Annotated in this window: 22 protein-coding genes and 1 pseudogene; 15 read left to right on the top strand and 8 right to left on the bottom strand. The window is 33.5% G+C overall.

Annotated features, from left to right (window positions below):
• Positions 1-33: 33 nt before the first annotated feature.
• From ACP6PK_RS25660 to ACP6PK_RS25650, 3 genes are all read left to right on the top strand, one after another.
• The gene (locus ACP6PK_RS25660) at positions 34-732 is read left to right on the top strand and encodes a rubrerythrin family protein (RefSeq protein ID WP_094676984.1); all 699 of its coding nucleotides are present in this window, start codon (positions 34-36) and stop codon (positions 730-732) included.
• A gap of 568 nt (positions 733-1,300) precedes the next feature.
• On the top strand, positions 1,301-1,735 hold the full coding sequence (locus ACP6PK_RS25655) for an IS5 family transposase (protein ID WP_426563822.1): 435 nt from the start codon (positions 1,301-1,303) through the stop codon (positions 1,733-1,735).
• 531 nt (positions 1,736-2,266) lie between these two features.
• The gene (locus ACP6PK_RS25650) at positions 2,267-4,024 is read left to right on the top strand and encodes an alpha/beta hydrolase (protein WP_426563820.1); all 1,758 of its coding nucleotides are present in this window, start codon (positions 2,267-2,269) and stop codon (positions 4,022-4,024) included.
• A 439-nt stretch (positions 4,025-4,463) separates the two neighbouring features.
• Here ACP6PK_RS25650 and ACP6PK_RS25645 read toward each other — a convergent pair whose 3' ends face one another.
• Complete coding sequence (locus ACP6PK_RS25645) at positions 4,464-5,264, bottom strand: DUF1838 family protein (protein ID WP_426563818.1); 801 nt, start codon at positions 5,262-5,264, stop codon at positions 4,464-4,466.
• 670 nt (positions 5,265-5,934) lie between these two features.
• Between ACP6PK_RS25645 and ACP6PK_RS25640 the strand changes: the two genes are divergently transcribed.
• Together ACP6PK_RS25640 and ACP6PK_RS25635 are read left to right on the top strand one after the other, a co-directional pair.
• The gene (locus ACP6PK_RS25640) at positions 5,935-6,750 is read left to right on the top strand and encodes a DUF1838 domain-containing protein (protein ID WP_426563816.1); all 816 of its coding nucleotides are present in this window, start codon (positions 5,935-5,937) and stop codon (positions 6,748-6,750) included.
• Between the two features lie 378 nt (positions 6,751-7,128).
• The gene (locus tag ACP6PK_RS25635) at positions 7,129-7,728 is read left to right on the top strand and encodes a hypothetical protein (RefSeq protein ID WP_426563814.1); all 600 of its coding nucleotides are present in this window, start codon (positions 7,129-7,131) and stop codon (positions 7,726-7,728) included.
• Positions 7,729-7,915: 187 nt separating this feature from the next.
• Here the strand turns inward: ACP6PK_RS25635 and ACP6PK_RS25630 are convergent, their stop codons facing one another.
• From ACP6PK_RS25630 to ACP6PK_RS25615, 4 genes and pseudogenes are all read right to left on the bottom strand, one after another.
• Positions 7,916-8,683 carry a hypothetical protein gene (locus tag ACP6PK_RS25630; protein WP_426563812.1) on the bottom strand — a complete coding sequence of 256 codons (768 nt, stop codon included), beginning with the start codon at positions 8,681-8,683 and terminating at the stop codon, positions 7,916-7,918.
• A 209-nt stretch (positions 8,684-8,892) separates the two neighbouring features.
• Positions 8,893-10,431: a DEAD/DEAH box helicase gene (locus ACP6PK_RS25625; RefSeq protein ID WP_426563810.1), complete on the bottom strand. Its 1,539-nt coding sequence runs from the start codon at positions 10,429-10,431 to the stop codon at positions 8,893-8,895.
• Positions 10,412-10,720 (bottom strand): DEAD/DEAH box helicase family protein, encoded by a 309-nt coding sequence (locus tag ACP6PK_RS25620; protein ID WP_426563873.1) that lies wholly within the window; start codon positions 10,718-10,720, stop codon positions 10,412-10,414. The genes ACP6PK_RS25625 and ACP6PK_RS25620 overlap by 20 nt, the downstream gene beginning before the upstream one ends.
• Before the next feature lie 27 nt (positions 10,721-10,747).
• Positions 10,748-10,939: pseudogene (locus ACP6PK_RS25615) on the bottom strand (HNH endonuclease); the annotation flags it as partial.
• A gap of 222 nt (positions 10,940-11,161) precedes the next feature.
• Between ACP6PK_RS25615 and ACP6PK_RS25610 the strand changes: the two are divergent.
• The 3 genes from ACP6PK_RS25610 to ACP6PK_RS25600 all read left to right on the top strand — a co-directional run bounded on the left by ACP6PK_RS25610 (position 11,162) and on the right by ACP6PK_RS25600 (position 14,673).
• Entirely contained in the window at positions 11,162-11,836 is a 675-nt protein-coding gene (locus ACP6PK_RS25610; protein WP_426563808.1) for a response regulator transcription factor, read from the top strand.
• A gap of 913 nt (positions 11,837-12,749) precedes the next feature.
• Positions 12,750-13,949 carry a methyltransferase domain-containing protein gene (locus ACP6PK_RS25605; RefSeq protein WP_426563865.1) on the top strand — a complete coding sequence of 400 codons (1,200 nt, stop codon included), beginning with the start codon at positions 12,750-12,752 and terminating at the stop codon, positions 13,947-13,949.
• Between the two features lie 466 nt (positions 13,950-14,415).
• Positions 14,416-14,673, top strand: coding sequence for a hypothetical protein (locus tag ACP6PK_RS25600; protein ID WP_426563806.1), 258 nt, complete (start codon positions 14,416-14,418; stop codon positions 14,671-14,673).
• A gap of 116 nt (positions 14,674-14,789) precedes the next feature.
• Here ACP6PK_RS25600 and ACP6PK_RS25595 read toward each other — a convergent pair whose 3' ends face one another.
• Positions 14,790-14,930 (bottom strand): hypothetical protein, encoded by a 141-nt coding sequence (locus ACP6PK_RS25595; RefSeq protein WP_426563804.1) that lies wholly within the window; start codon positions 14,928-14,930, stop codon positions 14,790-14,792.
• Positions 14,931-15,362: 432 nt separating this feature from the next.
• Between ACP6PK_RS25595 and ACP6PK_RS25590 the strand changes: the two genes are divergently transcribed.
• Positions 15,363-15,824, top strand: coding sequence for a DUF2267 domain-containing protein (locus ACP6PK_RS25590; protein WP_426563802.1), 462 nt, complete (start codon positions 15,363-15,365; stop codon positions 15,822-15,824).
• 656 nt (positions 15,825-16,480) lie between these two features.
• Here ACP6PK_RS25590 and ACP6PK_RS25585 read toward each other — a convergent pair.
• A complete protein-coding gene (locus ACP6PK_RS25585) occupies positions 16,481-17,092 on the bottom strand; it encodes a cysteine dioxygenase family protein (protein WP_426563800.1) in 612 nt (203 codons plus the stop codon).
• Between the two features lie 177 nt (positions 17,093-17,269).
• Between ACP6PK_RS25585 and ACP6PK_RS25580 the strand changes: the two genes are divergently transcribed.
• The 6 genes from ACP6PK_RS25580 (at position 17,270) to ACP6PK_RS25555 (ending at position 24,261) form a co-directional block, all read left to right on the top strand.
• Positions 17,270-17,815 carry a YHS domain-containing (seleno)protein gene (locus tag ACP6PK_RS25580; protein ID WP_426563798.1) on the top strand — a complete coding sequence of 182 codons (546 nt, stop codon included), beginning with the start codon at positions 17,270-17,272 and terminating at the stop codon, positions 17,813-17,815.
• Between the two features lie 458 nt (positions 17,816-18,273).
• Positions 18,274-19,260 carry an arsenosugar biosynthesis radical SAM (seleno)protein ArsS gene (gene arsS, locus ACP6PK_RS25575; protein WP_426563796.1) on the top strand — a complete coding sequence of 329 codons (987 nt, stop codon included), beginning with the start codon at positions 18,274-18,276 and terminating at the stop codon, positions 19,258-19,260.
• A gap of 154 nt (positions 19,261-19,414) precedes the next feature.
• Positions 19,415-19,744 (top strand): ArsR/SmtB family transcription factor, encoded by a 330-nt coding sequence (locus ACP6PK_RS25570; protein WP_426563794.1) that lies wholly within the window; start codon positions 19,415-19,417, stop codon positions 19,742-19,744.
• 540 nt (positions 19,745-20,284) lie between these two features.
• Positions 20,285-20,725: a pentapeptide repeat-containing protein gene (locus ACP6PK_RS25565; RefSeq protein WP_094673344.1), complete on the top strand. Its 441-nt coding sequence runs from the start codon at positions 20,285-20,287 to the stop codon at positions 20,723-20,725.
• 127 nt (positions 20,726-20,852) lie between these two features.
• Positions 20,853-22,784 (top strand): CHASE2 domain-containing protein, encoded by a 1,932-nt coding sequence (locus ACP6PK_RS25560; protein WP_426563792.1) that lies wholly within the window; start codon positions 20,853-20,855, stop codon positions 22,782-22,784.
• Positions 22,785-23,541: 757 nt separating this feature from the next.
• Positions 23,542-24,261 (top strand): DUF928 domain-containing protein, encoded by a 720-nt coding sequence (locus ACP6PK_RS25555; RefSeq protein ID WP_426563790.1) that lies wholly within the window; start codon positions 23,542-23,544, stop codon positions 24,259-24,261.
• Positions 24,262-24,326: 65 nt separating this feature from the next.
• Here the strand turns inward: ACP6PK_RS25555 and plsY are convergent, their stop codons facing one another.
• Positions 24,327-25,001 carry a glycerol-3-phosphate 1-O-acyltransferase PlsY gene (plsY, locus tag ACP6PK_RS25550; protein ID WP_094673341.1) on the bottom strand — a complete coding sequence of 225 codons (675 nt, stop codon included), beginning with the start codon at positions 24,999-25,001 and terminating at the stop codon, positions 24,327-24,329.
• Positions 25,002-25,422: the final 421 nt, after the last annotated feature.

The raw sequence follows: 25,422 nt of genomic DNA, 5'->3' as shown, positions 1-25,422 counted from the left end.
ACTTGCTGATAAAATAAAATAGAGGAAAAGATTATGGACTTATCTAACTCTAACACCAGCCAAAATTTGTCCGATGCGTTTGCAGGAGAGTCAATGGCTAACCGTAAATATCTCTTCTTTGCCGAAGTTGCTAAAAAATTAGGTATGGAAGATTTAGCCAAACTATTCCGGGAAACAGCTAATCAAGAAACGCAACACGCCTTTTCTCACTTTCGTCTGCTTCATCCTGAATTAGTAGTAGATGATCCATCTACCTTAACTGAAGAACAAAAAAAAGCGATCGCCTCTCGTTGTCTAGAATTAGCAATTGAAGGTGAGACCTACGAATATACAACCATGTACCCAGAATTTGCCGAACAAGCGCGAGTAGATCGTGATAGTGGAGCTGTTGCAGAATTCAAAGAGCAAGAAGAAGAGTCCCGCGAACACGCCACTATGTTCCGTCAAGCAGCTCATAAATTTGGTTTACTTACCCACATTGAAAACCACCATGCTAATCAATATACAGAAGCTCTCGAAGGTCTCAATGGTGTTGCACCCAAACAAAAAGTTGTTGGTAGTAAATGGATCTGTCGTGTATGTTCAATGATTTACGATCCAGTTGTCGGCGATCCCGACTCTGGTATTGCTCCTGGCACTCCATTTGAAGAGATTCCTGAAGATTGGTCTTGCCCTATTTGTGGAGCGCAAAAGAAATCTTTTGTTCCTTATGAAGAGGCAGTTGCAGCTTAAGTATTTATCATGAATTAGGGAGTATCGTTATATTTGGCGATTATTTCAGATATTCCCAGTACAATTTGTGCCTTTGTGTAAGTCCTGTTTATACCAAAGCTGATTTATAAATAAATTATAAAGAAAGTTTCTCTAAGTCAAAATAGAGATTAAGATACTACATACTTTCACTTTTACCGAATAATTAAGGTTTAAAGCCTTCTATTTCAAGAGAAACAAGCGGTCGTTAGCGGAGCTTCCCGAAGGGTGGGATGGCGTTTGCTAACGCAAAGCTCCGAAGTGCGCGTTTGCGGAGCATGACCTAGGAAAGCGTCCCGGTGGGAACGGTCTCCCGCTCTTTCAGAGCCACTCCGTTTTTCATGTCGGCGACAGCCGTTAACGTTTGCGAAGCATTCCGGAACGGAAAGTTGTGCGCCAGCTAAACGCCATATCCAATCGACCAAGAGAGAATTACCTCTTCCTTTTATTCAATCCTTTCCCTAAAAGGAAGAGGTAATTCTCAATTATCAATTATCAATTATTGAAGCACAACCGTTAAATTTATTTAGTTTAGTATATATTTTTACAAATGAGTCGTATCCCTACAATTGCAAATCCTCAAAGAAAAACATATCCAAGCGACCTGAGTGATTTAGAGTGGAACCTGATCAAACCCCTACTACCTGAACCCAAACGGTTAGGTCATCCCATTGAAGTTGATTTTCGGGAAATTCTCAATGGTGTTTTCTATGTACAGAGAAGTGGATGTCAATGGGAAATGATGCCTCATGACTTGCCACCCTATACTACTGTGTATAAATATTTTCAGAAATGGCAACGTCGTGGTTTATGGGAGCAAATGCACGACAAAATTCGTCAACAACTACAAAGTGAATTAGGAACAGATGAAAACTCTAGCGTTGCGATCGCAGATTCTAGAGCAGTCAGAGCAAGGGGAAAAACTGCTCGGTCTACGGTTTCAAAGATAGCAAGAAAGTTAAAGCGGATAAACGCCATGTCGTAGAGTTATTTTAACTAGCTATCAGCTATCAGCTATCAGCTAGTACCAGATTTGATATCATCTATATTCCTATTGCCTGACCCTGTAGGGACTTTCCATGGAAAGTTCCTACATTATTTTTTGCAGGTATCTATTTTTATTACATTTTATAGCGCTACGTGCTAGGGAATAGGGAATAGGGAATAGTAGACTAATAAAGGGTTTTTCCTCCGGAAAAGCTGCGCTAACAGGATTTAGAAATGTACTAACCTTAATGCGTAGCGCTATATTATATCAAATCCGTTGGCTTCGGAGTATTATAAGAAACCGGGTTTATGGGAGATAGATGTCAGTTATAGTCGGCATTTCATATAAACCCGGTTTCTACGTTTTTTTACACCAATGCTACCAGATTTGATATTACAAGTAATTAAGGAAAAATCATATAATTATGAAATCGCTTAGTTGTTCCGACCGCTCCTTTTATTTATTGACATTATGTACCAACCAAGATATAAATATTTTAATTCAATTCATATAATTTAGGAGTAATTAATGGTAATTCACCGATTGCTAACAAAATCTATTTCACGATTTATATTTTCCCTAGGATTAGGCATATTATCACCTATTTTTACTCCTATTCCTGCTATTCCTGCTGAAAAAATTATAATTGCTATTCCTGATATTAATATCGAAGATCCAATCGAAATTTATCTGCCAGCTTTTCAAATTAAAATAACAGTCAAATCTCTCGAAAACTTTGCCAAAGAAGGTCAATACACGGATGAGTTTATTCTTTATTCGGAACTATTAAAAGATGAAATAAAGGAGCTACAGCAACTTTTAAGACAGCAGAAAAAAGAGGTACAGGAACTTTTGGAAACGCCTTTTGATTTAGATCCTAGTATTGTAGAAGCATTTATGGAAGAACCAGCAGGAAAAGAAGCACTAAAACGTCTAGGTGAAATTATCCAAACAGGAGAAAACCAAAATGGTAGTGAAGCTCTCCAAAGAGCTTTTGAGTTAGCTGTTGCTGACCCAGATGGTTTAACGATTATTAATTTGCTGAAAAAGTTTCCCGGAGATATTTTTATAGAACTTCAAGAAGGTATCAATTTAGTTGATGAATTAACAGAAAGATTTGTTGAAGAAAATAGGATTTTAACAGAACTACAAACACAAGCAGAAAATGTAGCAGTTTCTCAGGATAAACGGAATTTTAATAATTTACCAGATTTAAGAAAACCAGGGAATACGAGATGGGAAAAACAATCTTTTACCTTTAGAAATCCTAATCGCGATCGCTCTTCTCCAGCAGATATTTATCTGCCTAATATTTCGAGAAATCAATTAATTCCTGTGGTAGTTATCTCTCATGGTTTAGGTTCAGATTTGAATAGTTTTGTCTATCTTGCTGAACATTTAGCATCTCATGGTTTTGCTGTAATAGTACCGGAACATATTGGTTCAAATGCAGAAAAAATTGAAAGAATATTTGCAGGTTTTAGTAGACCTGTAGATGGAATGACATTTATTAATCGCCCATTAGATATTAAGTATTTGCTAGATGAAATAGAGGAAAAAATAGGCTCCGATCCGAGATGGCAAGGTAGACTAAATTTGCAAGAAGTTGGAATATTAGGTCAATCTTTTGGTGGTTATACTGCTTTAAGTGTTGCAGGCGCTCCCCTTAACCTAGAACAACTCCGAAAAGATTGTCAATCTGAAGACACTAGGTTTATCTTCAATTTATCTCTATTATTACAGTGTCAAACTATTAATTTACCACTAGAAATAAGCACAAATTTAGGAGATGAACGTATCACAGCAGCTATTGCAATTAATCCTGTTAGTAGTGGTGTATTTGGAGCTGAAAATAAAGGTCTTAGTCAAATTAAAATTCCTACAATGATTGTTTCTAGCACTGAAGATATTTTTGCTCCACCAATTCCAGAACAAATTTATCCATTTATTAGTTTAACTACTCCAGAAAGATATTTAGTTATCAGTAAACCAGCAACTCATTTTTCATTTATTGCTGAAGAAGAAGAAACTTCTGCTTCTATAGAACTACCAAAACAATTAATTGGTCCTGACCCGAATTTGGCTTATCCCTATCTTCAGGGATTAAGTTTAGCATTTTTTCAAGCTTATCTTCAAAATCAATCCCAATCATTACTATATTTAAGTGAGCCTTATCTCCAATATCTCAATCAAGAACCATTTACTTTTAGTTTACTGAAGTCTCTCACAAAAGCCGATATACAAAGAATAATTAATAACTTTTCTGAACAAGTTACAGAAAAATAATTCTTTTTGTTGAGATTTTTTGAGAGTAGTTCAACAATTAATAATTATTAATGATTAATTATTAATTAGTAATGACATCTTCTGTAATAGAAGGATTGACTAAAAGGATTTTTTTTCTCTTTTCTCCGTGAATGGAGAGGCTTTATACCTTGATTTTTCGGTAATAGGGAGTAGGGAATAGGATTTTTAAGCATAAGATATATTCGCGTTTTGGCAACGAATTGTTAAAAACATTGCTCTTACTTATTTATTACTTAATAACTAAAGTGTTGAGTAAAAATAGCATTATTTTTTCATGCCTGGTATAATACAAATCCGGTTTTTTAATAATAAAAATTATTATTTTTAGTTGTTTTGAACAGAAGTATTTGATCTACCCAATTAGAGAGCGCTGTATTTGCTTCTGGCTGACTGCTGATAGCTAACTGCTGACTGCTTATTAAGTAGTTTCTGGAATTGGAAAAGCTTCTCCCTTTAAATAAGCATCAAAATACTTCTTAAAATACAAAATACTTGTTACATTTGGTTCATCACTTTCATCAGGAGAAAATTCATAAATTGGCAATTTTTCTCTCACCAACTTAACTAAATTAGGATGCAATTCTTCAAAAGATTCTACTCTAGAAATAGTAGTTTCAAACCTTAATCTAGCTGGATGACCATAACCTAACTTCATCGAAGGCATCCACGGACAATCTCTTGCCCATTCAGAAGGTGGTATTTCTGTTACTCCTGGTCGAGCTACACTAGAAGTAAAATACTCTACTCCCTTAAACTTTTCTCCAGGACAATAATCTTGATATTTACTTTCGTTTGCTAAAGGGTGAGGATATTCTAAAGGAATTTCTATAACTTTTTGCACATATCCAGAATTCTCAGAAATGACAATTTTTTTAGGTGAGACAAAACCCTGCACCATCCTATTAGCAATATGTACTACTGGAACTTCTTTTACCCCTTCTTTTGGTAGCCAATAGTGTAATATTTCTTGAGTAGAAGGATCGCAAAACAAACAAATTTCTCTATTAATTCTTTGTCCAGCTTCGCCATATTCTGGATGTGGTTTAATAAACACTTTCGTAGCATTCATACCAATAATAGAAAATAATTTTTCTTTGGGTTTTCCAGGTGATTCTATCCACCAAACTTCTCCACCCCAGTTATAGTAAAGTTGTTTACCATTATTCTCTCTATAAAAGTTTAAATTATCAAATTCATATTCAGTTGTATATTCACTCATTTTATGGAATCCTATTTATTTAAGAAGGAAGAAGGTAATACCGTTTCACAGAATTCAAAATTCAAAAATAAAAAGTAAGATTTTATAGGCTTAAAACTGTGACACTAAAGTAACTTCAGGAAATTATTTAATATAGGGGTAAGGATTTATTTCAGAACACTTAAATTAATCTGAGAGCTACCTATTTATTTCAAATATATCAAGAATAATTTTTGCTTTAAATACAAGAATAGCATAATTATAATAAGTTATGAAGTTTGCACTTCCTCGGTCGGAAGCAAGCTAAAAACTGACGGCTGTTAGCTTGAGATTCCCCAGAAAATGCTTACGACAAAAGAAATAAGGGAAAAGTTAACAGCCGTCAGAATCAGAAGTTGTTTTTGTCAGGAGGATTTTGAGAAACCCTCTCAAAACATTTTGCCTTAAAAGCCGTAGTTTTAAACCTAATTATTTTGATAAAATTTATCTTATCAATCTACCACAAAATTGATTTTTATCGTAATTAATTAAAATCATTTCAAATCAAGGATATATAGAATTTATTTAGTTAATCAATTAGATTCATTAATCATCAAAGCAAATAACAAAAGGAAAAAAATCAAGCTTATAGCTAAGTAGCTGAATGCTAATTGCTGTATTATTATAGACAAAAAACTATAAAAGCAAACGAATGGTCAATCTCACAAAAAAACTACTTGAGGCAAAAGACTGGGTGAAAGTCCGTGCTAGTACCGACGCTCAACAATCTTTTCTCACTTGGCATGGTTCGGTTCATTCTTTTATTCCAGGGGAACCGAAACAGCATTTGTTTGAAATAGTAGGGATGAGCGTGGCCAGATGTATTCCGAAATCTGAGGGAGGTTGGGATTTTACTTCTAGGGAACTGACCTTTTATCTTGACCCCAAAACAGAAGAAAAATTGGATACTTGGAAAAATCCCTGGACTGATGAAATTTTGCCTGTGCTTCATGTGGCCAATAATCCGGTACAGGGATTATTTAAAAGGCCAATGCCAGCATTAGTTAATGAGGAGTTAACTACTTATAAGTTTGACCTTTTTTCTAGCTATCCTAACCCCCTCGCCGATGACCCGAAGTTTGCTGAATATAGTCCCCAACCTCTCTATCAAGCGACCGAGCTGTTTAAGTTGACAGTATCTACAGAAGATTTGCAAAATCCTGAGACTACTTCTGTACCTAAGGTAATGTTGGCATGGGATAGAGTTGGTCCTTGGTTGCCGTGGATGAAAATGGGCGATCGCCCTGGTCATCTTATTTATAGTGCTTGGGGTGGGAAGGTAGCTAGTGTGGCAGAATTACCTTTATTAATTCAAGATGAAATTAATACTCGCCTTCCTTTATTTAAGAATGCTGCTAAGTCTCTTTTAGATCGAGATGATGTAACTTCTTGGATTTATTTTAAACAAAATTTTGATGCTTATTTGAAAGGAGAAAAATTTCCAATTCTGGCGTCGGAAGTTGAATAATAGCAATTTCATTAATTGATAATTGATAATGGATAATTACCTCTGGTTAAAACCCTTCTTGATTGAATATCGGGAAATATTATTTCTTTTTTTCCCTTAAAAGGGGAGGCTTTAAACCAGAATTATTTAATTATTAATAATTAATAATTCGGTAAGGATTCAGCTATTAAATTTTTCAGTTTTTATACTTCTAAGACAAACTGTTCTTTTACTAAGAGAATTTATTAGTTTAACTTATTTTTATCAGAAGTATTTTAACTAGCCAAGAGCTAATCTCAATTATCAAAAAAAAATATAGACTAATATCAAATTTTTCTCTTAAGATTATTCTAGTGATAACTGAAAATAGTATATTTAATTTACTACCATCTGAAAAATATGGACACAATAAAATCAAGTCTTATTTGTGGAATATTATTAGTTAGTTTTGGTTGTGGTCAGCCAGCAGAAAATACTACTTCTAAAAATCCACAATCTTCACCAATACAAGAGTCTCCCTCTAGCTCAATATCTCCGAATCAAACAGATAAAAATGTAGATGAAAAAACACAGACTAATTTAACTGAGGCTGTCAATTCTTATTTACAAGAATTAGGTGTTAATTTAGAGACTGAGGAAACCTACAAAACAGAATATATTGACTTAAATGATGATGGGATTAAAGATGCTTTGGTTTTGATGACTACACAAGATTGGTGTGGAAGTGGAGGTTGTAATTTATTCATTTTTCAAGGTGGAGAAAATAAGTTTGAATTTCTATCGAGTTCTAGTCTGATTCATCAGCCATTTACAGTTAGTAAAACTCAAACTAATGGCTGGCGAGATTTAGTTGTTGAGGTTCGCGGTGGTGGAGCAAAACCTCAAACTGTTACTTTGAAATTTGATGGTAAAGTTTACCCATCAAATCCTTCTTTAGAACCTCCGATAAATTCCGAAATTAATGTTGAGGGTGTACAGGTTTTTCCTATAGTAGAATAAAAACAGAAGAACACAAGCCAGTAAATAACCTGGCCTGAATTACAATTAATATTTATTAAACTATATTGAAAAAATGATGATTTTACCTTAATTAACTACTGTTAACTTATGGCAAATTCAAAAAAGGTCGTTAAAGTATTAATTTCTAAACTCCTACTACATACCAAAGCACTATAGTAATATTTGATCAAATTGGTGTTAGTGATGTTGAAATAATTTGAACAATTTCTCTAAGTTGCTCAGAGTTAAGAGATTCAATCAGTTTATCGGCTACTTTCTGAGGATTATGGCGTGGTATAGTTAGCCATAGACTACTATTATTTTTGTTAAAAGATGACCCTGTTTCTAACCACTCTTTGAGGATTTTTCTGCCCCGATCTGTGATTTGATAATAACCACGTTTGTTTGTAGCCAATGGCTCTATCCATCCTAAGTCTAACCATCTTTTTCTCCAAATATTTGCTGTGCTTTGGGAAACCTTTAATATTTTTCTAATTTTGATTGTATTGATTGGTTGATTATCTGGACAAGCATTAACTACTTTAGAAAATCTCTGAAAATATCCCTCTGGTTTGCCTGGATATTTAGGTGGGGGATCTTCTACTTCTTGCCCTCTAGCAATACCTAATTCTAGCTCCTGAATAACTTGGTCAATTTCTGATGGAACACAACCTAATCCAAAGGGTGGTTTAGCTTTGCAGAATTGTTCATAAGTTTTAAATGCTTTTCCACGTTCATTTACAAGTTGGCTATATCCAGCCTGTTTTTTCATCAAGTCACGCCATGCTTTTAATTGTCGAGCATTAAAAGTAATATCGTTTAAGACAGACTGCATCTCTAATCTAACAGCGATCGCCCAAGGGCGCGAACCTGGTGTGGCGTTTAAGTTACCAGCATTGCCTAGAGTTTCGATATGAGATTTTAATTGTTCGTTGGATATTTGTCTTGTAGCCATGTCTAAACCCCCTTTAATTCTTCAAGTGTCATTTGTTTACGAGACTTACTAAAAAAGTTATAAATTTCTGTATTTATGGCTTTAACTTCTAGTTGATTTTTGACTGGATAACGACGCACATAATTTTCAATTTCTTTCCTAATTTTTTCTTCCTCTTCACTAGGTGTTAAAGTTTCTTTTGTACTAATAATTTCCTTCGATATGAGATTTTAATTATTCATTGGATATTCTTTTTGTAGCCATGCCCAAACCCTCCTTAATTCTTCAAGTGTCATTTCTTTACGAGACTTACGAAAAAAGTTATAAATTTCTTTATTTATGGTTCCAAATTCAAGTTTATTTTTTCCTTCATAACTACGCACATATTTTTCAATTTCGTCTCTGATTTTGTCTACCTCTGCACTAGGTGTTAAAATTTCTTTTGTAGTAATAATTTGCTCGGAATTTGTTTCTCCTGTTGTCTGGTTATAAGCATCTATAATACGCTTCATTTCTATAGTGCTGATTGGTACATCTCGACCTAAAATATTTTGCATTGTTGATTTAATTTTAGCAGTTTCACCATAATCAATAGTTTCACCACTACTTAGATCGGAAGCTCTAGAACGGGTTAAATTAGAATTTAATGGAATATTAGAATTATCTGAATTTTCGCTACTTTTACTATTATCTTTTTCTCCATTATTCCCATTATTCCTATCATATTGCTCTTGTTCTCTTTCCCTAATAATAGGTTCTTGTTGAGCCATGATTTTTGCTGCACAATCATGGGCAAGCTGGTCATCAGGCATAAAAATTAAACCTGTTTTTTTTAAATCTTTAGCTTCTCTATCTACTCTAGCTGCTCTTGCCCAACATTGCTCTAACCAAGGTGTACTTCTAATATTAGTTAAACAGGCAATATGAGTAATTGCTGGAACATCAAGTCCTTCATAAGCCATTGCCACTGTCACTAAAACATCGACTGCTTTTCCATCCCCATAGTGATAGTATTTCTTGAATTTGTTTATATTTGTTTGAGCTTTTTTTGAATCATCACTTGTAGCTATTACAGCTTTTATTCCTAAATCATCCAACCACTCCAAATATTTCCTAGCTATTGATATAAATGGTGCAATAACTAACATTTTTGCTCGTGAATTATTTTGTTTGTAAGATTTCCAACTATCACTACATTGAGTTAGTAGCTGACGAGCATATCCTGTCTTCAGTGCTGTGCTAAGTGCTACATTTGTATAATCTCCTGCGTCTGCTAAACTATCTACTGAACGCCGTTCTCCTTTTTTATCTACCCATTCTGCTTCTCCATCACCCCACTCAAAATTAAGAGGCACTATCGCCTCCTCTCTCAACGCTTGACCTCTTGTGTAACGAATAACTTGTATATCTTCACTATTAGATAGATCGGGAGTCATACCATCAGAAGTTTTTTTATAAGGCATAAAAGCTATTGCTTTCTTATCCCCTCTTTCAACAGTTCCAGTTACCATAATCATTAAAACTGACTTATCTACTAATGGTTGTAAAGCTTTATGCCACTTACTACCTTCTCCGACATGGTGAAACTCATCCAAAACTAGGATATAGCGATGACGCTGAAATTCTTGTGCATGAAGATTTTGGTTAGCTACTATTGCTTGATAGGTAGCAGCATAACCTGATGTTCCTTTGGAAGGGTTTGGTTCATTATTATTTGCCCTAATTCTATGTTTATATCCCAACTGTTCTCTAAAAATACGGAGATACAAAATTTTCTTCTGCTTGCTTTTGCAGATTAAGTTGTGGAACTATCCAACAAATTTTGTCTGCGATAGTTCCTTGAAAATTTCCTCCACCTGAAGAAGGAATCAAATTTGCAGCAGCAATAATAGGAATCAAGCTTTTACCACCCCCTGGTGTAACTACCATGACAATTTTCCTAATTTTTTCCCCTGCCTTGATACGTTTACATATTTCTTGAAATTGTTCTTGATGATGCCTAAGTTTAATCGGATCTGTAGGTTGGGAAAATAAATCTAGTTGTCTTCCTATTGTCATACTTTTGTTCTCCTGAGCAGTTTTTTCATAATGACATTTAGGACATAGTGCCTGCATTTCGTGGACATTGGTTCTGTTAGTCTCGGCCCACCGCTCTATATGATCTGCGTGCCAATTTGTAGGTAGCTCGCATCCACATTTCTGGCACTTACCATTAGCCGCATACCAAAGGGCTGCTCGTAGGAGTTTTGAGCGAAGAAATCGGCTTTGATTGGACATCTAGAGAGATTAATAGAGCTTATATAGTGGACATAACTGTACCTATAAGTTAACTTTAGCTTAGTTTGATTTTTTCTTCAATTCAAAAACTCAAATAAAACAAAACTTATATTATCGCATAAAAATATAGATATATATAAAAAACTATGCTATAATGCAGTGTCTTATATTTTTTTGGCTAATATATCTCAATTTAATTTTTGACTAGCTTAGGTATGGGCTATGACTTCTAACATTCTGATAGTTGAAGATGAAGCAAAACTAGCTCAATTTATAGAGTTAGAACTTAAATATGAAGGTTATCAAGTAACTGTGGCAAATGATGGATTTACTGGACTAACAACCGCACGAGAAATTAAGCCAGATTTGATACTTCTTGACTGGATGTTACCAGGTTTATCGGGGTTAGAATTATGTCGTCGGTTGCGAAGTACGGGGGATAAAGTTCCAGTTATTTTGTTAACAGCTAAAGATGATGTAACAGATCGGGTGGCTGGTTTAGATGCTGGAGCCGATGATTATGTGTTAAAACCTTTTAGTGTGGAAGAATTATTGGCTAGAGTTCGGGCACATCTCAGACGTACTCAAGAACCTAATCCCGATTTATTAATGTTTGATGACCTGAGTTTAAACCGAAGTACAAGAGAAGTTTATCGTGGTAATAGGGACATTGAATTAACAGCAAAAGAGTTTGATTTATTGGAATATTTAATGGCTCATCCTCGGCAAGTTTTGACAAGAGATAGAATTTTGGAAACTGTCTGGGGTTATGATTTTATGGGAGATTCAAATATTATTGAAGTTTATGTTCGTTATTTACGTTTGAAGTTAGAAGCTAATAGTGAAAAACGGTTAATTCAAACTGTGCGAGGGGTGGGTTATGTTTTGCGGGATTAACGTAAGCATTAAGCCGTCAGCCAGCCTCTTTCAAAGGTAAATATCTTTAGAAAAAGGCAGGAAAAATTATTTATAGCACTAATGTTATTAAGTGCAATGGTTAAATAAGTTGTTAGGCATTTAAACTACATCTGTATTTCACCTATTTGATAATTATAATATAGCAGTCCTATTTTAGTTTGTGTATCAAAACCTTACCGCTTTTAGGTATGGAGGGAACAGGGAATAGGGAACAGATAACAGGCGGGAGTTTCAAGTTTTTTATATACTTTTTGATTTGTCACGAATTTAGGATTGCTATATTTATTTGAGACTATTATTAATGGATAATTGATAATTACTCTCCAATAATTTCAACCTTTCTATTTCAATAAAAAAAAGTTCTAATAGATTTCTTTATATTCAATCAACAATAAACTACGGTTTTAATCAGAAATAATTATCCATTATCAATTAATGAACCTTTCTATACAACCGTGAAAAAATAATAAAAAAGAAAAGCTCTATAAATAAATTTAGTAATTAAATTGACTGGCTCTCAATACCAAATTTTTTTGATGGATCTTATCTGATTTTTGAATTTTTCTCAGCAAATACTCATCTAAAAGTGTTTTAAATAAAAATAGTACAAAATTCAACAAAGATAGTTACAGTAAAAATATAGGGAACTGGAAAATTGGAACTGGGAAAAATTTACCTTTGCTCTTTAAATCTAACAATACAACCTGTCTCTATGCCAACCTTACCTAAAGCGAAAAAGTTAATTTAGGGATATTTTTTGAAACTGGTATAACTTGAAAAAATGATACAAAGTCTATACTAGAGTTTGTAAACTTTTGCTGAATTTTTGCTTATTCAGCTTAATTATTTGGTAAATATAATGAATTTGGAAAACTTGGAACAAGATTTATCGATGAGCGATACAACTACAAATCAAAAATTGACTGGTAATTATAACATTGAAAGTGCAGTTTTAGAACGTTATCAAGAAGGCGCTCAACAGGTACAACCTGACTTGTGTTGTCCAACTGACTATGAGGGCAATTATCTCGATATTTTACCTTTAGAAATTATTGAAAAAGATTATGGTTGTGGAGACCCTACGCGCTACATATCTGCCGGAGAAACAGTTTTAGATTTAGGTTCGGGTGCTGGAAAAAATTGCTATATTATTGCTCAAAAAGTTGGTGCAGAGGGGCAAGTAATTGGGGTAGATTTTAATGATGATATGTTGGCATTAGCTCGAAAATATCAAGGTCAAATCGCTGCAAAAATTGGATGTAACAATACTAAGTTTGTCAAAGGAAAAATCCAAGATTTAGCTTTAGATTTAGACTTAGTTGAAAACTGGCTTACTGCAAATCCAATTACATCTATTGATGGTTTAGCTGCTTTTGAATATGAATGTAATGCTCTCCGCAAAGAACAACCTTTGATTCCAGATAATAGTGTTGATGTTGTAATTTCTAATTGTGTGTTGAACTTAGTCCGTCCCGAAGATAAACAGAAACTATTTCAGGAAATTCATAGAGTATTAAAAAGGGGAGGTCGAGCAGTTATTTCTGATATTGTCTGCGATGAAGACCCCACTCCAAAAATCATGAACGACCCGGAATTATGGAGTGGCTGTATTGCTGGAGCATTTCGAGAAGATGTTTTTCTAGAAATGTTTGAAGAAGCTGGTTTTTATGGCATTGAAATTCTTAAACGTGAGGAAAAACCCTGGCAAGTAATTGATGGAATAGAATTTCGTTCTCTAACAGTTCGTGCTTTTAAAGGGAAAGAAGGAGAATTTTTAGAACGGAATCAAGCTGTGATTTATCAAGGTCCGTGGAAACAGGTAGTTGATGATAATGGTCATACCTTATATAGAGGTAAAAGAATGGCTGTTTGTGATAAGACTTTCCAAATTTATACAGATAAAAACGGTCCTTACCATCAAGATTTTTTGCCTGTTGAACCTTATACAAATATTCCTGTAGAGGTAGCAGAAAAGTTTGACTCTAGAGATCGTACAATTCGGCATCCTAGAGAAACTAAAGGCTCCGATTATCAAATAACAAACATTAATAATAATAATAGTAGTTGTTGTACTCCTTCTGATTGTTGTTGAGTAGGCATTCAGCAGTCAGCTATGAGTTACTTGATTACTATCTTGATTTAAATTCAGTAGAAATTAGTCTCTAGTTTCTACTATTTTTTTATAAATTATATGATTTTAAGTCTCTATTTTCCAGGATAAAAAAAAATCTTTTTGTAAGCATTCTGCATCGTCAGCGGTCAGCAATCAGCTAATAGCTTCATTACTTTTAGTTGATAACTAGAGATAGTCGCTATTGTGCTTCAATTCTCTAGTTAAAAATATAATATAGTAGTATAGTAGAAATAAAGCAAATGTTTGCTTTATTGATGAAAAAGCTGATAATAATTAATTATTAAACTGGAGATAATATTATTCCATAACTCCTGTACTTCTGAACCCTGACTTATTTATAATTATTGAGAAATTTTTCACTGGAGATGATATTAGTCCAAACTAGGATAAGATAGTAAACGTTATAGTTGAATATTAATTACCAATGAATAGAATCCCTAATTCCAATTCTCAACCTCTAGATAATCATTTAGTTGAGTCAGAAGAAAATGAAAATGACCAAATGGAAATCATAGAAGCTTATAATCCTGAAACTAAGGTAATGCTAGAACGGTTTATTTTAATGTTAATAGCAGTTGGATTAGTAGTAGGGGCAATTTTATCAGTTGGAGTTGTCTATATTCTTGATAAAACTGGGTTTACAACTCCTCCTAGTCAGCAACAAATAAATTTAGGAAAATGAAAATTATTCACCTATTATTTTAAGCATTTAGCCCTTAGCTATTAAGATCAAATTCAGTAACATCGGTATAGTTAGTTAGGATTTAGTAATCAGGAGGTAATTTCAGTTATCAGTTATCAGTTATCAGTACCTCTGCAATAAGTAGGCTTGACATAAGGAATATGCTCTTTTTTTATCCCCATTAAAATGGGAGGCGCATACCCACAATTTTTCGGTAAAATCAGCACTAAAGATGTGGTAACTATGAAGATAGACATTTTTTTTACACCTAATTAAATGGATTTGACATAACATAATTCTCTTTGAATAAGGCATCATAATTGAAAGTATTGCTGAAAGTACATTGGCTACTTACTAAAGATGTGATTTATTCCTACAAGAAAAAATTATAAATTCCATAAATTATAAAAATTAAACCTTTTTTACTCTTTATTTATTATGTTTTTCTTTCCCGATTCCCTATTCCTTGTTCCCTATTCCCTCTCTGGTCACTGTAGCAATATTTTATGAAATTGATATTATGATATAGCGTTTCCCAAGCTAGTAAAGTACGGTTATATCTTTATCTTTTCATTACTCCCTATTCCCTATTCCCTATTCCCTGTTCCCTCAAAGCTAGAATTTTGTACCTCACCATTATGAGAACTGCTATATTATATAAATAATCTAATAAAATCAAGGGTATAATTATGACTGATTCTCAACAAATTCCTGTAGATGAAAAATTTGTACCTTTTCTCCAGAAAGTTCAGACTCAAGCAGGATTACCAGATATTTACGATGCTAGAGATATTAGTGTTATTGTATTTAGGACAATGCGTGATTTAATGACAACAGAAGCATCCGATCAAGTCGCTTCAGACTTAGTTTCTAGTAGTGAAAAATCAGACCCAGATGAAATAGGAGAACTTTGGAAAGATAATAACCCACTTGTTGCTTTTCTCAGTAAAATTCGTCCTCCACTAATATTTGATGGCGATACTTTTATTTTCCGAGTTAACCAAGAATCTGGAGTTCCAAAAGGAATAGCACCTGAAACTGTAATTAAAGCTGTTTTTTCTGCTACTAAAGAAGAATTATCTCCAGAAAGAGTTCAAGAAATAGCTAGTTTTATGCCAGATAAAGTTAAAACTATGTGGAACGAAGCTTAGAAAATTAGTAAGCATTCAGTCTTCAGCTATTAGCTACCCTCTTAGGTGGGAAATTCCTTTTTCATCTCGCGCAGCAAAACAGCTATGAATTAATAAATTCATTATTTTGGAAAGAGTAATTAGTCTCCAAGGAGTCAAATATGTTTGCACAGAATTGCGCAGAAAATAAAAAGATTATCACCTAATCTTAGTAAGTTATTACCTTCAAAATATGTTTGCCTAGCATTCAGCTTTTCCTGCTGAATGCTAATAGCTGTTTACCGAAAAAATAGGTATAAAGCCTCTCCATTCATGGAGAAAAAAGCGGTCGAAGATATGGCGATGTTCCCTCGCCATATCCAATCGAATAATACCATTTCTCAAAAACTTTATCTATTTCAGAGTAGGGGAGTAGGGGAGTGTAGGGACGTTGCATGCAACGTCCCTACCGGAGAAGAAAACATAAGAATAATTAACATTAAACTAGCTAAAATCAGCAAAAAAATAATTATGATTGTGCTGATTAGTTAATAAGTGAAGTATTGCCCAAGTATTGCTATACTTTTGGGAATTGGTATAAGAGAAAAAAAATCTTGTTTGTTAATCCTCTTCTTTATCAGAAGAGGTAATAATTAATATTAATTGTTGAGGGAGTATTCCAGTACAGAAATACTTACCTAAAAATTTTTAGCAGTATTAGTTAAAGTATCAAATTCAAAGCGCTGAGAAAAATCAGTCTCTCCATAAATATTAAAAGTAATAGTTGCTTCTTCTCCCAAAGGTTCAACAGAATGAATAGCATCTGGAACTAAACTAATAATATCTCCTGGTTCTAAAATTTGAGAGCCAACTTGTGCAATTTTGTCAGGAAATTTTCTGTCATTGTTTCGTTTCCAGAAAGTATTTTTTTCCATCCCACTTAAAAGCGCAACTATTCCCCAAGTAGCATGATTATGAATAGGTGAAATATTTCCTGGTAGCCAAGCAACTATTTGCACAGTTAAATCAAAATCTGGTTCTTCATAAAGTGTTAAAACTGACCAACCTGTATCTGGAGAAGGTTCTAAATAAAAAGTTTGTAACCAAGGAGAAGTATCTAATAATAAACGCACTAACGGACAAATTTTCTGGAGTCTAATTTGGTCATTTTGTTCTTTTAAAAGAATATCTTCTACTTCTGTGAGAAAACGATAAAGTCGATAGGGATATGTGGGTATTTCTCTGTGAATAATAGACTTGAAAATTTCACATTTACCGTCTTTAGTTGCTAAAAAATCACGATTTTCCATAATGATGCAAATATTTCAGCTTTCAGATATAATTCTAGAATTATCTATTCAATAAATATAGACAGTAATTAATTATTATCTATCTCTTAATTGTTTCTCAGGTTAGATTCAGTTTGCCTATATTTAATCATAGATGTCTGCTAGTTAATAATAAAAAAATAAGCAAAGTTTATTTCTATGAAACTGAACTATTTTCTAACATTTGCTATTACTTCTTTTTTGAGTGCTGGAATAGCTACCGGTTCTATTGCTAACCCCAAGTTTGATACTATATCAAATACTACTACAAGTGGAGCGATCGCACAAAATCCTTGTGCTGGAGCTAACCCCTGTGCTGGTAAAAACTCAGGAAATATCTATGTAGAGAATAACGCAGCCATTCGTGGCGCAGATACAGTAAGCTACTTTACCCAAAGTAAAGCAGTAAAAGGAAACAGCAAATATCAATATAAATGGAAAGGAGCAAACTGGTATTTTTCCAGTGCTGAAAACCGAGACTTATTTGCTCAAAATCCAGAAAAATATGCACCTCAATATGGTGGTCATTGCGCTTATGGTATGGCAAAAGGAAAACTAGCTCCTATAGACCCCAATGCTTGGTCAATTGTTGATGGAAAACTCTATTTAAACTATAGTAAAGAAGTAAAAGAATTGTGGACAAAAGATATTCCTGGCCATATTGCTATAGCAGATCAAAATTGGTCAAGAATAGCTAGTAAATAATTAATAATTAATAATTACCTCTTCTTAAAAAGAATTTTTTTATCCTTGAAAGGAGAGGCTTTAACAAGCTATTAGCTAAAATCTGCGGGTTTAAGTCTCCCACAAGAGTTTTAAAAATTAGTGGTGTGCATTGATGGGGGTTGGAATCCCCATTATACGCTTTGAGAGCTGACCGCTGACTGCTATTTCAAACCTTATTTTTTCGGTAAATAAGTAGTTAGTCAATATCGCAATTATCAAATTTCTAAAACACAAAACTTTTTGATATTAGGGAACACAAAATAGGGAAGAGATAAAAATACTGTACCTCATTAAAATCCTAACCCCTATATTATTATCTTTGGTTAACGGATGGGAATATTTAAGAAAAAGCTTAACTAAAATTTTCTCAAGTCAATTTCCACCCGTTAATCTTTTGCACAATTAATTGATTTAATTCGTTATTAAAATTTATTGCAATGATTCAAACAGCTTTCACACCTTTCCCAACTAAACTTGGCACAAACTTAACTAAGAAAAAAGTCACCGTTTTACAAGTTAATCTTGGCAAACGTTGTAATCTCGCCTGTAGTCATTGTCATGTGGAAGCTAGCCCAAAAAGAACAGAAGAACTTACTCCAGAAATTTGTGAACAATTAATTGAGTTAATTAATAGATTTCCCCAAATTCAAACAATTGATTTGACAGGGGGTGCGCCAGAAATGAATTATGGTTTTAAACAATTAGTTGAAGCTGCAAGAGCAAAGAATAAAGAAGTAATTGTTCGTTCTAATTTGACAATTTATTTTGTGCCAGGATTTGAATATATTCCAGAATATTGCGCTGAAAATAAACTGAGAATTATTGCATCTTTGCCTTGTTATTTAGAAGATAATGTCGATAAAATGCGTGGCAATGGTGTTTATAATGAATCTATTCTAGCATTGCAATGTTTGAATAGATTAGGATATGGAAAAAATCCAAATCTGCTCTTAGATTTAGTTTATAATCCTCCAGTTCCCAGTATTGATAAATTTACACTTCCTCCCAATCAACAAAATCTAGAAAAAGATTATAAGAATTATTTAAAAGAACATTTTAACGTCGAGTTTAATCAACTGTTCACAATTACTAATTTACCTATAGGTAGAACTAAATTATTTCTGGAAAACCGCAAAATATATCAGCCTTATCTAGAATTTTTAGAGACAAATTTTAATAGGGAGACTGTAGAAAATTTAATGTGTCGGAATGAATTATCAATTGATTATTTAGGTAATGTTTATGACTGTGACTTTAATCAAATGGAAAATATTCCAGCTCAAACAGAGAAAGGTGACAAAATTACAGTAGCTAAATTATTAGAAGCTAATACTTTAGACATAATTGAACAAGTACAGACAGAAAATTATTGTTATGGTTGTACCGCAGGTTGTGGTTCTAGCTGTGGTGGTGCATTAGTGTAATTTAGACAATGTGATATGATAAAAATTAGTTATGTGTAATAGACATCTCCGAAAAAGAATGTAGGAAAGTTCCATATAACTTCCCTACAAGATTTAAAAAAAGAAATATTTAATTTCTGGAGATGTCTAATTAAATAAGCCATCCTAAAAATTAATGCCACAAACATCCCTAAAATCATCCTCTACTTTTGTAGCAGCAAGCTTTCATGCACTTTCTGACCCCTTACGAATACAAATATTAGAACTATTACGGACACAAGAATTATGTGTCTGTGATATATGCGATCGCCTGAATGTTCCCCAGTCAAAACTATCTTTTCATCTAAAAAATCTCAAGGAAGCTTCCTTAGTTCAAGGTCGCCAGAATGGTCGTTGGATATATTACAGTCTTAATTTATCCCAGTTGGAAATCTTGGAACAATATTTATCAGAATATAAAAATATTCACCCCTTACCAGCCCAGCTTTGTGAAAATAATGATTAATATCATGTCTGAATAAACAGTTATAAATAATTACAGAAGAGTCAGGAGTCAAGAGGGAGAAGTTGTGGAAAAAAGAATATATCAGGAGGAGAAGGAGAAGAAAGTTTTCGATAGCTAATTAACTGGATATCATATAACTTCAATGCTTGGTAAAACTCTTTCCACTCAACAGTAGAAAAATGTGCATTAAAGTATATAAAAATACTAGCAATAGCAACTATAGTTTTTACTAAAAAAACATCATCTCTAAAAAATTAGTTATCAGTTACAAAATTATCAAAGCCTTACCTTTCAAAGCTTTTTATTTTTTATTTTTGACTTTTGACTTATATCATGTCCGGATAATTAGTGATCAAAAAAACTTTCTCCTTCTTTTCCTGTTCTTCTTTCTTCCCTCCTGAGGACTGAGGACTGAGGACTGAGGACTGACTCCGACCTAGTTATTTATTTATCACTGTTCAACCCGACATGATATTACCAGTAGCTGCATTACTAACTATAGTTATAAATAGTTAGACTAGATTTTAATGATTCTAAGTAATGATTAACCAACAAATAGAACGAAACATTAGACTTTTGTTAGAGACTCGTGAGTGTCCAAACTGCTACCTAGAAGGAGCCAGACTAGGAGGTGTAAACCTTGGAGGAGCAAATCTTGGGGAAGCAAAACTACCAGTCGCCAACCTTGCAGGAGCTAAGTTAGGAGGAGCAAACTTAGGGGGAGCAAACTTAGGGGGAGCTTATTTAGGAGGAGCTTACTTGGGAGGAGCAAACCTTGGGGGAGCTTATATGGAAGGAGCTAATTTGGAAGGAGCTTTCTTGGGAGGAGCAAACTTAGGAGGAGCTTATTTGGTAGGGGCAAATTTATCAGGAGCTAACTTAGAAGGAGCAAACCTAGGGGGAGCAAATTTGGAAGGAGCTAGTTTAGAAGGAGCAATTCTTATTGGCACAATAATGCCAGATGGTGTTAGACATGAGTAGGTGAACTGAGGGGAAATTCCCTAATCTCCATGCTTTTGTTATCAAAATTAATCGATAGTTTGAATATCTATCTGAATAGTACATAAGTGTGGAGAATACTTACTTACAACTGATTGAAAGAGGATTAATGGCCATTAAAATTATGGGGCTTATACATTTTTTCCAATGGATCGATAAAAAAATTAATTCTCTAAGGATACCAATACCAATAATTACTCTTTCTAGTGTTACTATCCTTGCTTTACTATTTTTCAGAAATTTAGGAGGATTTCAACCAGTAGAAATAAAAATATTTGATGGTATGATGCGTCTGCGGTCTGATGAAAAACCAGATCCTCGACTTTTAATAGTAGAGATAACTGAAAAAGATATTCAGTATTTGCAGCAGTGGCCAATGTCTGATAGAATTATGGCCAACGTTTTAGTATCTCTACAAAAGCATCAACCCAAAGCAATAGGTATAGACATATATCGAGATATTCCTTATGACCCTGGTCATTCAGAATTATTAGAACAACTAAAAAAACCGAATATTTTTGCTATTACTTTCGTTGGCGAATCTGTTCGTGATACAGTAGGGCCACCTCCAACAATGCCACAAGAAAGAATTGGGTTTAATAATATTAGTATTGACCCGGATGGTGTAGTGCGTCGTACTTTACTATTTACAGATGATGGCAATCAAACATTGACAGCTTTTTCTCTACAATTAGCTCTTATTTATCTGAAAGATTATGGAATATCCCCTGCTTTAACTGAGAATAATGAATATAAATTAGGTGACGTATTATTTAAAGAATTAAAATCAAATTCTGGAGGATACCAAAGAATAGATGATACAGGATATAGAATTTTAATTAATTATCGTAATTCTAAATCTGTTGCTCCAAAAATTACTATAACGAATGTTTTAAAAGGTGATTTTGACCCGAAATTAGTCAAGAACAAAATTGTCTTGATTGGTACTACTGCTCCTAGTGGAAATGACCTATTTTTTACTCCTGATAGTTTTGCTAGTTTAAAGTTATTAAGAATTGCAGGAGTGGAGGTTCATGCACACATTACAAGTCAAATTATTAGTGCAGTTCTTGATAATAGAAAGTTATTTTTATTCTGGAAAGAATCAACAGAAATACTATGGATTATAGCTTGGTCAATTGTTGGTGCTAGCCTAGCTTGGCATATCAGAAAACTTATAACTTTGGTGTTAATGAATTTTCTGAGTTTAGGTATTTTAATAGGTATTAGTTATGCTATTTTTCTCAATTCAAAATGGATACCTATAGCAGCACCAATAGTAGGAATGGTGATTACAGGTGGCATAGTTATCTGTTATAAGATTCAAGAATCATGGCAACAACAAAATCTGGTAATGAAATTATTAGGTCAGCAAACTTCTCCACAGATTGCTAATGCTCTTTGGCAAGAACGTTCAGACTTAATTAATAGTGGAATTTTACCACCAAAAACAGTTACAGCAACTATCTTATTTACTGACTTAAAAAACTTTAGCACTATCTCAGAAAAAAAATCCTCAGAAGCTTTAATGATTTGGTTAAATGAATATCTGAGTGCTATGACAGATATTGTTATTAATCATCACGGAATAGTCAATAAATTTACTGGAGATGGAATAATTGCAGTATTTGGTATACCAGTACCTAGTAACACTGTTGAAGAGATTGCTATAGATGCTCAAAATGCAGTTAATTGTGCTTTAGCAATGGACAAACATTTGTTAAAGTTGAATCATCAATGGCATCAAGAAGGTTCTCCAGAAATAAAAATGCGTGTAGGAATTTATACGGGAACTGTAACAGTGGGTAGTTTAGGCGGAAAAAATCGCTTAGAATATGGAGTAATTGGGGATAGTGTTAATATTGCTTCTCGGTTAGAAAGTTTTGAAAAAGAACGGCATCCAGGAATTTGCCGAATTTTGATTGCTCAAGAAACTTTGTCACATTTAGGTGGAAAATTTCAAGTAGAATCTTGGGGTGATTTTTATCTTAAAGGGAAGGAAATATCAGTTGGTATATATTTGGTTACTGGTAGAAAATAATTTTTATAGCAGTTTTCATGTTTTTTAGAGTACAGATATTTGGGTTTAAAAGAAGAAGGAAGAAGTTTTAAAAGGAAGAAGTTTTAAAAGGAAGAAGGAAGAAGGAAGACGGAAGAAGGAAGAAGAAAAAAGTTTTGTAGTCTAACTTTGTGAAAAGCCCTTTAATTAGCTAAAAATAAATTATTTACCAAAAATATTTCAGAAGTTGAAAGTCCCGTCTTTTTAAAGCAATTTTCAGGTAAATAAACCACATTAAAAAAATGGTAAACCAGTAGGGACGTTGCATACAAAGTCCCTACTTTGTGGTCTACTAAAATGAAAAACCGGCCTGGCGGTTATAAACACCAGTAAAAATATTCTCTTGCTCTTCTCTCAAAAATTCTCTAAAATCCGCTACTATTCTTCCTTTTCCTAATTATGCAAATACTTTCTGCATCACCCAAATATAAATACGATATATAATAGTAATACTAATTCACTTTAAAGAGGTCACAAATAGTTTCAAACTTTAAATGTGAAATAATTGCCTGAAATTACTGTGGAATCAAAGTTTCAAGTCTATAAAATCAAAATTTTGACTTTTGAGTTCCGTGAAACGGTATAAGTATGAATGAATTCTCAAAATGCTCCTGCTCGCCTCTGAACCCTAAAAAATTAAAAATGAATAGGCTAAAAGTCAAATAAAGATTTTCTAATTTTTAGGGAAAATAATTTCTAAGCAAACCATAATTAGAAAAAATACAAACCTTATCTGACTATGAATATTTATCAAAAAAATTTACTATCTTCCCTGACCCTCAAAACTCTTGTTTTGACATTATTATTTCTAGGATTATCTACTATTTCTTTATCAAGAAGTACATTAGCAAATGTGACTCCACGCACAGATAGAGGTACAGGAGATACTGTTCCTGGAGGCACACGGGGTAGTTGCTTTTATGAGGGTCAAAAACCTTTAACTCCTTTAACTCCTAAAACAAATAACAGACAAGTATTAACCCTGGCATCACATCCAACAATATTTATTTATGTACCAGAAAATACAGCTATAGCTGGAGAGTTTATCTTAAAAGATTCTACTCAAAAAAAGGTTTATGAAGATATAGTATTACTGCCCGATAGTCAGGGTATTATAGGTATTAAAATTCCTACCGATCAACCAGAGCTAAAAGTAGGTAAAAATTATAACTGGACGTTCAGTTTAATCTGTGAAACTCCTATTCCTGAAGCTATGGTAGAAGGCTCAATTCAAAGAGTTAATCCCAGTGCAGATTTGACAACAAAATTACAAAAAACTCCAGAGAGCGATCGCTGGTTAATTTATTCAGAAGCTGGTATATGGTATGAAGCACTCGTTACTTTAGCAGAACTAATTCGCTCTAATCCCAACGATGTAAAATTTACTTCAGAATGGCAAAATTTGCTCAATTCAGTAGGTTTAAATGAAGTAGCTACAGAGCCATTAAAAGAACCATAGAAGATGAATAATTAAGTCAGAACTCAGACTTCAGAAGAGGTAATTAATAATTAATAATTGTTGAACTAAGATTCTGTTGATAACTTTTGCCCAATACGAGGTTCTGTACCAGCTAATAGTCGTTCAATATTGCTGCTGTGACGCCAAATCACATATACCCCACCAATAATAGCAAATATTTCATAAGGAAGTGGTTTCCCTGTAATAAACATTAAACCCGAAGCGGCAACAGCAGCAATAATAGAACTCAAAGAAACGATACGACTAATACTAATAACAACAATAAAAACACCAAGTGTTCCTAAACCAACAACCCAAGACATTGCTAACAAAATACCCAGACTAGAAGCAACAGACTTGCCACCTTTAAAACCAATCCAAATAGATTTACTATGACCTAATATAGCCATTAATCCTGCTAAAATAACCATCCATTCTTTTGCTAAATCAATATCAGTTATTCCAGCAGCAATAGTTAGGTTTTGAGTAAAAAGGAGAGAGTAAATATAACGTACTAGAACTATCGCCAATACTGCCTTTAAAATATCAATAAATAACACAGCCAAAGCAGGCAACTTTCCCAAAGTTCTTAATATATTAGTTGCACCTGTAGAACCAGAACCTTGTTCACGAATGTCAATACCATAAAACCAAGAACCTATCCAATAGCCACTAGGAGTAGCACCCAATAAATAGGCAACAATTAATATTACTGCATTTAATAGTAACCAATTAATCATTAATTTATTCCTTTAAACCTTGAAAAAATTAGTAATAAGAACCATAAATTTCATATCACCTAATTAGAGCTTGCTGAAAAAGTCTTATGGGTAAGGAGGTAGGGACGTTGTATGCAACGTCCCTACTGAGTCAGGAGCAATGGAGAATTTAGAGGTGGTAGGAAGAAGAATTATCCCTTAATTTTTCAGCCAATAGTCAACCCAAAATCCTAACTTTTTGCAGCTCTTTAGAACAAAAACCTTGTACTTTTTCCAGACCTAAAAATGCTTAAACCTTGATATGTATATAAAGGCTTTTTTATTTAATCAGCAAACCCTAATTAAGCAACATTTCATTAATTGATATATAGATAATTAGAGCATTACATAGTTAGATAGAAATAGGGAAAGAAAATTAGAGATTTAAAAAACTCTTTCATTA

It is taken from the genome of Dapis hubbardiae BLCC-M172, assembly GCF_050016015.1.
In the GTDB taxonomy this organism is placed as follows: Bacteria; Cyanobacteriota; Cyanobacteriia; order Cyanobacteriales; family Microcoleaceae; genus Trichodesmium.
The sequence above is the reverse complement of the archived record's forward strand: the minus strand, read 5'-3'. Positions and strand labels throughout refer to the sequence as shown.